Genomic DNA, 7,049 nt, shown 5'->3' on the forward strand with positions numbered 1-7,049 from the left:
ATCTCTGTATTTATTCGTCTGCAAATTCTGTCAAATGTGTCCATTCTACAGGGTCCCTGACAACATCCACCTGAATATCATCGAACAGCTCGTCCTGCTCCACGTGAATATATCCCATCTTCATCAGTTCCAGAATAGAAAGAAAAGTCACGATAAGCTGCACTCTTGACTTCTGCCCGACAAGCAGCTGATGGAAACTGAATTTCCTGTGGTTTCCTGCATATTCCTTCATTTCGAGCATTTTTTCGGAAAGACTGACTTCTTCTTTCTCGATCGTTCCAAATCTGCTTCGGATCGGGTCGATCTTGTCCTCCTGTTTCTTAAGGATCGACTGATAAATGCTGTGCAGTTTCTCAAGGGTAAGTCCCGCAAGAAGTTCCCTCGGGTCGACCGGCTCCCTGTACTTCATTACCTCGTCCGGAACAGTAGCTCCCTTATAAAAAACTCCGACAGCCCCGTCCATCCTGTCTTTTAGTTCATAGGACATATATTTATACATCTTATATTCCAGAAGTTTCTGGACAAGTTCTTCTCGCGGATCCTCTTCCTCACCCTCTTCGTTCACTTCTTTCGGGAGAAGCATTTTACACTTGATGTCGAGAAGTGTCGCCGCCATGACAAGAAATTCGCTCATGACGCCTAAGTCTTCTTTTTCCATGGAGTGAATATATTCCATGTACTGATCTGTGATCTCCACGATCGGAATATCATAGATATCGATCTTGTTTTTTTCGATCAGATGGAGAAGAAGGTCAAGAGGTCCTTCAAAGACGTTAATTTTTACCGATATTGCCATTTGCTGTTTTCCTTCCTGTTTTGTGAGAGTCTTCCTTATGGGCAGACGGACAGAATTCGATCACCAGAAGCTCCCTCGGATTGTGGAGACGGATCGGTATCGTATGCTCTCCAAGCCCTGCACTGACAAGCATCGTGCTTTTGCCGCTTTGGAATCTGCCGCAGCAATACGGCGGAAAAAGGAGATACTGCGGGCAGGTCAGCCCGTGATTCTCGCCAAAGCGCAGGATTCCCCCATGATAATGTCCGGACAAAACAAGGTCCGCACCCCAGGAAAGATACGTATTTCCATATTTAGGGTTATGTGCCAGAAGAATATGTATCCCCGACATGAACGGTGTCCCGAGAAGTTCTTCCAGCTCTGTGAGACTGAGTTTTGGAGAATTCGGTTTGTGATAATATTCGATTGGAAGTTCCAGTCCGTGAAAGATAAAATCAGTTCCACAAAAATTCGAAGATATGCGCTCATTATGCAGAAAGCACACACCTGCACTAGTGAGCAGCCGTTCATAATTCAAGTACTCCTGCCGTACTTCAGGATTCAGAAGCATCTTATACTCATGGTTCCCAAGCGTATAAAAAACCGGTATCTTCTCACTCAGACGGCTCAGAAGCACTGCTGCCGCCTGAAGCGTCTCAGTCTTTCGGTTGACGATCATATCTCCGGCGACAAGAACTGCCGCCGGATCATGTTTCAGAACAGCGTCATATAATTCCTGATGATTATTGCCATAGATAAGGCCATGAAGATCTGTCAGAAATGCAAATCTTACTTTATGTCCGTTTTTCAGTTTATCTGTGTGAATCTCATATGTTCTGGTTCTGAATGTTTTTTTCATGTAATTCCCCAATATTTTTTATTTACCAAAACCGCAGTTCGGGAAGGTGCAGGATGCACAGTTCAGGCAGAGTCCGCCCTCTCCGTAGGCTGCGATCTCCTCAGCACGGATCGGATCATCTGCCATGACACGCGGAAGGATCAAGTCAAAGACTGTTCTCTTGGCGTACATGACACATCCCGGAAGTCCGAGGATCGGCACTGTCCGCTCTCCGTCCTTATAATAGGCGAGAAGCAGCATGGCTCCCGGAAGCACCGGAGCTCCGTATGTGACGATATCTGCCCCTGTATCCTTGATCGCGCCAGGTGTGCGGTCATCCGGGTCCACGCTCATCCCGCCGCTGCAGATCACAAGGTCTGCGCCTTCTTTGATAAAGTTCAGAATGTCGGCTGTGATCTGTTTTCGGTCATCACCCGGTGTGGTCTGCCCCATGACAGGACAGGCATATTCCTCCAGTTTATCTTTAAGGACCGGTGTAAAAGTATCCTTGATCAGTCCGTTCTTTACTTCGCTTCCGGTGGTCACGATCCCCGCCTTCTTATTTTTGAAAGGAAGAATGGAAAAGATCGGCTCCTCTCCTGCCACTTCCTCGGCGCGGTCCATTTTTTTCTTCTCGATCACAAGCGGGATGATACGGGTTCCTGCGATCTTGTCGCCCTTTCTGATCGGGAAATCGCCGTGTCTGGATGCGATCATCATCTCACCCAGAGAGTTTACCTTAAGAAGTGCATCTCTTCGGATCTTGAGCACACCGTCGCAGTCCGCGATCAGCTCGATCTTGCCTTCCTTGATGTCACTTCCATGCATATGCTCTCCTGCGGAAATCTTGTAAAGGGTCTCTGCTGCCTCGTTTTCGTGAAGGATCCCCTCCTTTTTCTCCCACACGAAAAGATGCTCTTTTCCTACAGAAAGAAGTGCAGGTATGTCTTCTTCCCTTACGATATGTCCTTTTTTGAATAAAACTCCCTTTTTCTGATCTTTGATGATCTGTGTGATGTCGTGGCACAGGATATGTCCCACTGCATCTTGTGTTCTGATTTCTTTCATTGTTTTCTTCTCCTAGTTTTTGCTTTGACCATTTGGATATTATTATACCTCTCACAGTGTATCTTTGTCAAAAGATTCCTGCCCGGCGGTTAGCCATAAATAACCAGCTGTTTTGCGAAGGCAGTCGAGATATCCCGCACGTTCAATGTCTTCCGCATAAAGGATCGTAAGGCGTCCAAGTTCTTTATCACCTGCGGTATAGATCACTTCTCCTGCTTTCGCGCCTTTTTTTATCGGTGCTTCGGTCTTTTCGGGAAGACTTATTTCTTTTTTTACATCGGAAATACTGTGTCCTTCGGTATCCAGATAACGGAAAGTGCCATCGTAGGAAAGCGAGACCGTTTCTTCTTTTCCTTTCTTTACAGAAAGCTCTGGAAGTTCTGCCGGTTTGTTGTCGATATAGCGACAGCACCTGGCAAATCCATAATCCAGAAGAGAGGCGGCATCTTTGAGCCTTGCCTTATAATCCGGTGCTGCCATGACGACAGAGATCAGCATAAGTTCATTCCTCTCTGCCACCGCGCTCAGGCAGAATCCCGCTTTGCTGGTACTTCCCGTTTTGAGTCCGATACAGCCGGAATACGTACGGATCAGTCGATTCGTGTTGGTGAGTCCGAATTCTTTGCTTCCCTGTCTGGTAACGTGAGTGATATTTTCCATCCAGATCGAAGAATACTGAAAGATCTCCGGATAATTCAGGATCAGCTCCCGGCTCATCAGGGCAATGTCATATGCTGTCGTATAATGTTCATCCGAATCCGTCAGTCCACAGCAGTCGACAAAATGCGTATTTTCCATCCCAAGCCCTTCTGCCCTGGCATTCATCTCTTTTACAAAAGCTTCCTCACTTCCTGCGATATGTTCTGCCATCGCAACACTGGCATCATTTCCCGATGCAACGACGATACACTTGATCATCGTCTCCACATCCTGCGTCTCGCCTTCTTCCAGAAAAACCTGCGAACCGCCCATGGATTTCGCATGTGCGCTTGTCGTCACAGTATCGGTAAGTTTCAGGCTTCCGTCTTTCAGGTGATCGAAGATCAACAGGAGCGTCATGACTTTTGTGACACTCGCAGGACTCCTTCTGGTGTCTTTGTCTTTCTCATAAAGAATCGTTTTTGTCTCCGGCTCCATCAGGACACCACTTGGTGCCGAGATCTCCACCGCCTCATTTTCTTCTGCATGTACGGGAATGCAGGCAAGTACAATACAGAATAATAAAAAACATGCCGCCGTTTTTCTTATTTTTCCAGGGAATTTCATACAATACCTCAAAATCCTTTTCCTTACTATTGTAAAAACTTTCCTGCGAAATTATACCATTGCATACAAAAAAGGAATGCGGCAGTTCCCCTCTCGAAAAACCGTCGTATTCCCTTTCGTATCATTTTTATAACAGCGGGGCAAAAAGCCTCAGGATGCTCTGGAATCCGCGCACCAGGATGTTTCTGTCACGGCAGAATTCAATATTGATCGGATCACAATAATTCAGGGTTTCTCTGAAATCCTCCAGAATATCCCCGACTACTTTGTTCTTGTAGAACCAGACGCCGTTTTCAAAATGAAGATACAGGCTGCGGTAGTCCAGATTGATCGTTCCGACAACCGCGATCTCATCATCACAGACAAAAGATTTCGCATGAAGGAATCCCGGCTGGTACTCATAGATCCGCACTCCTGCCTCCAGAAGCTGCTCATAATAAGACTGTGTCAGCAGAAAGACCATCTTCTTGTCCGGGACACCCGGTGTCATGATCCGGACATCGACACCGCTCTTGGCAGCCAGACAGAGGGCTGTCATCATCTCATTGTCGATGATCAGATATGGCGTACAGATATAGACATATTTCTTTGCACGGTTGATGATGTTCAGGTAAACGTTCTCACCGAGGACTTCCCCGTCCAGCGGCGTATCACTGTATGGCTGCACGAAACCGTCATCCTCAAATGCCTCCGGATGATATTTGTGCGGCATATGGAGTTCATGCTCCATCGGCTCTGCAGAGTTATTGACCACACTCCACATATGCAGGAACATCACCGTCATATTCCAGACAGCCTCGCCCTTGAGCATGACTGCGGTATCCTTCCAGTGACCGAAGCGTTCTTTCTGGTTGATATATTCGTCCGCGAGGTTGATTCCCCCGGTAAATCCTGTCTTACCGTCGATCACGCAGATCTTGCGGTGGTCGCGGTTATTCTGAACGATATTCAGAAGCGGCCGAAACGGGTTGAAAATGGTACATTTGATGCTCTTTTCCCTGAGAACTTTGTCGTATCTGTTCGGAAGCGTGGTAAGGCAGCCAAATCCGTCATAGATCAGCCGGACATCCACGCCCTCTTTCGCCTTGCGTTCCAGAATATCGAGGATCGTCCGCCACATCACACCGTCATTGATGATAAAATACTCAATATAGATATAATGCTGCGCCTGTTCCAACTCACGTACCAGGACCGGGAACATGTCATCTCCGACCTGGAAATATTCTGCCGTTGTATTCCCATGGACAGGGAAACTGGAATACTGATGGATATATCTGGACTGCACCGCCGCTCCCGCGCTCTGTTCTTCCAGTTCTTGAAACGTCTGCTCATCCTGCTCCATATAAGGAAGGCTTTCTTCCTGAACCTGTGTGTATTTGTCCTGGATCGCCTGCGCGATCCTGGATTTACCAAAAAGCACATACAGGAGAACACCAAATACAGGAACCGTCATGATCAGGATCGTCCATCCCAGTTTGTAGGATGGATTGATCTTTTTGTTTACGATCCAGAGCACGATCAGAACACTGATGATCCCGATCGCATTGGAAATATATTTCGAGTAAGCTGCTAGCCTCCATGCGGTGATCAAAAGCCAGCCCATCTGGATCAAAAGGGCAAGCGCAACATAAAAGATCCTGTTGAACAGAAGTTTTAAAATTCTCTTAAGAAACTGCATAATACGACCCATAAACTCTTCCCCGTTGCCCTTTCCTCTGTCTCGTTAAATAAGTATCAATTTTAAATCTTAAAAACCCCTGACGGACTTGTCGTCAGGGATTTTTTGCGCACAATTAATTATATTTACGTTTTCTTGCGGCTTCAGATTTTTTCTTACGACGAACGCTTGGTTTCTCGTAATGCTCTCTCTTGCGGATTTCCTGCTGGATACCTGCTTTTGCACAGCTTCTCTTGAATCTGCGAAGAGCGCTATCTAAAGTCTCGTTTTCTTTTACGATAACGTTTGACATAGACTCACACCTAACCTCCCTCCAGTTGTAGATTGTGCTAAAATACAACTGTCTGGGTATTTTTCTTGCACGACTGTTATTATATAACATAGTGATAACATTCGTCAACATCTTTTGGCTAAATTTAGAAAAAAATTATTTTTGACAAAAAATGCACTTTTTAGTGGATCTGCTGTTCCAGGATTCCTGCTGCTGCTTTAACTGCTTCGTCCGCCTTTTCCGGATTCTTTCCGCCGGCCTGAGCCATGTTCGGACGACCGCCGCCGCCACCGCCTACGATCGCTGCGACACCTTTGATGAGGTTTCCTGCATGTGCTCCTGCTTTCTGAGCTGCATCTGTAGCCATGGCAAGGAGATTTACTTTGCCGCCGTTTACAGCTGCAAGGACAACAACGCCCTCTCCGATCTTCTCTTTGAGCTGATCACCCAGATCACGGAGTCCGTTCATGTCAACGCCCTCAACCTTAGCTGCAAGGAGTTTCACACCCTTGACATCTACGATCTGGTTCATGATATCACCAAGAGATCCCTGAGCCAGTTTGCTCTTGAGGGATTCGTTCTCGCTCTGGAGAGATTTGACCTCTGCCTGGAGATGTGTGATCTTCTCAGCAACTTCTGCCGGCTGTGCCTTGAGTGCTTTGGCAGCCTCGTGGAGCATAGCTTCCTGTTTCTTATAATATTCAATAACACCGTTTCCTGTCAGTGCCTCGATACGACGTACACCTGCTGCGATACCAGCCTCGGATACGATCTTGAAGAGCATGATGGAGCTTGTGTTCTTAACGTGTGTACCACCGCAGAGTTCTTTGGAGAAGTCGCCCATGGATACGACACGTACCTTCTGGTCGTATTTCTCGCCGAACAGAGCCATTGCGCCGGATTTCTTGGCTTCTTCGATGTCCATGACATTTGTCTCTACAGGAAGAGCTGCCTGGATCTCTTTGTTTACGAGAGCTTCTGTCTCTGCGATCTCTTCCGGTGTCATTGCCTGGAAGTGTGCAAAGTCAAAACGAAGTCTGTCCGGAGTTACCAGGGAACCTTTCTGTTCTACGTGAGAACCAAGGACAGTCTTGAGTGCTTTCTGAAGAAGATGTGTTGCACTGTGGTTCTTCTCCGTATCACGGCGGGCCTG

General features: G+C 47.0%; 7 protein-coding genes. All 7 read right to left on the bottom strand.

The window, feature by feature from the left end; all coding sequences use genetic code 11:
- Positions 1 to 10: 10 nt before the first annotated feature.
- Positions 11 to 796: a segregation and condensation protein A gene (locus tag WMO75_RS09730; RefSeq protein ID WP_227222415.1), complete on the bottom strand. Its 786-nt coding sequence runs from the start codon at positions 794 to 796 to the stop codon at positions 11 to 13.
- On the bottom strand, positions 774 to 1,634 hold the full coding sequence (locus WMO75_RS09735; RefSeq protein WP_302700754.1) for a metallophosphoesterase: 861 nt from the start codon (positions 1,632 to 1,634) through the stop codon (positions 774 to 776). Before WMO75_RS09735 ends, WMO75_RS09730 begins: the two co-directional genes overlap by 23 nt.
- An 18-nt stretch (positions 1,635 to 1,652) precedes the next feature.
- Positions 1,653 to 2,681 (bottom strand): molybdopterin-binding protein, encoded by a 1,029-nt coding sequence (locus tag WMO75_RS09740; protein ID WP_291579682.1) that lies wholly within the window; start codon positions 2,679 to 2,681, stop codon positions 1,653 to 1,655.
- A gap of 51 nt (positions 2,682 to 2,732) precedes the next feature.
- Positions 2,733 to 3,947 carry a D-alanyl-D-alanine carboxypeptidase family protein gene (locus tag WMO75_RS09745; RefSeq protein ID WP_022213765.1) on the bottom strand — a complete coding sequence of 405 codons (1,215 nt, stop codon included), beginning with the start codon at positions 3,945 to 3,947 and terminating at the stop codon, positions 2,733 to 2,735.
- A 127-nt stretch (positions 3,948 to 4,074) separates the two neighbouring features.
- A complete protein-coding gene (cls, locus tag WMO75_RS09750) occupies positions 4,075 to 5,637 on the bottom strand; it encodes a cardiolipin synthase (protein ID WP_173906535.1) in 1,563 nt (520 codons plus the stop codon).
- A gap of 103 nt (positions 5,638 to 5,740) precedes the next feature.
- A complete protein-coding gene (rpsU, locus tag WMO75_RS09755; RefSeq protein WP_004222305.1) occupies positions 5,741 to 5,917 on the bottom strand; it encodes a 30S ribosomal protein S21 in 177 nt (58 codons plus the stop codon).
- A 160-nt stretch (positions 5,918 to 6,077) separates the two neighbouring features.
- The coding region (locus WMO75_RS09760; RefSeq protein WP_349077962.1) for a DHHA1 domain-containing protein at positions 6,078 to 7,049 on the bottom strand (972 nt) is incomplete at its 5' end.

The organism is Blautia intestinihominis (genome assembly GCF_040096655.1).
GTDB lineage: Bacteria > Bacillota > Clostridia > Lachnospirales > Lachnospiraceae > Blautia_A > Blautia_A intestinihominis.

Bases quoted from the DNA above. Each gene is read 5' to 3' on its own strand.
- WMO75_RS09730 (WP_227222415.1), bottom strand. From the start codon at position 796: ATGGCAATATCGGTAAAAATTAACGTCTTTGAAGGACCTCTTGACCTT.
- WMO75_RS09735 (WP_302700754.1), bottom strand. From the start codon at position 1,634: ATGAAAAAAACATTCAGAACCAGAACATATGAGATTCACACAGATAAA.
- WMO75_RS09740 (WP_291579682.1), bottom strand. From the start codon at position 2,681: ATGAAAGAAATCAGAACACAAGATGCAGTGGGACATATCCTGTGCCAC.
- WMO75_RS09745 (WP_022213765.1), bottom strand. From the start codon at position 3,947: ATGAAATTCCCTGGAAAAATAAGAAAAACGGCGGCATGTTTTTTATTA.
- cls (WP_173906535.1), bottom strand. From the start codon at position 5,637: ATGGGTCGTATTATGCAGTTTCTTAAGAGAATTTTAAAACTTCTGTTC.
- rpsU (WP_004222305.1), bottom strand. From the start codon at position 5,917: ATGTCAAACGTTATCGTAAAAGAAAACGAGACTTTAGATAGCGCTCTT.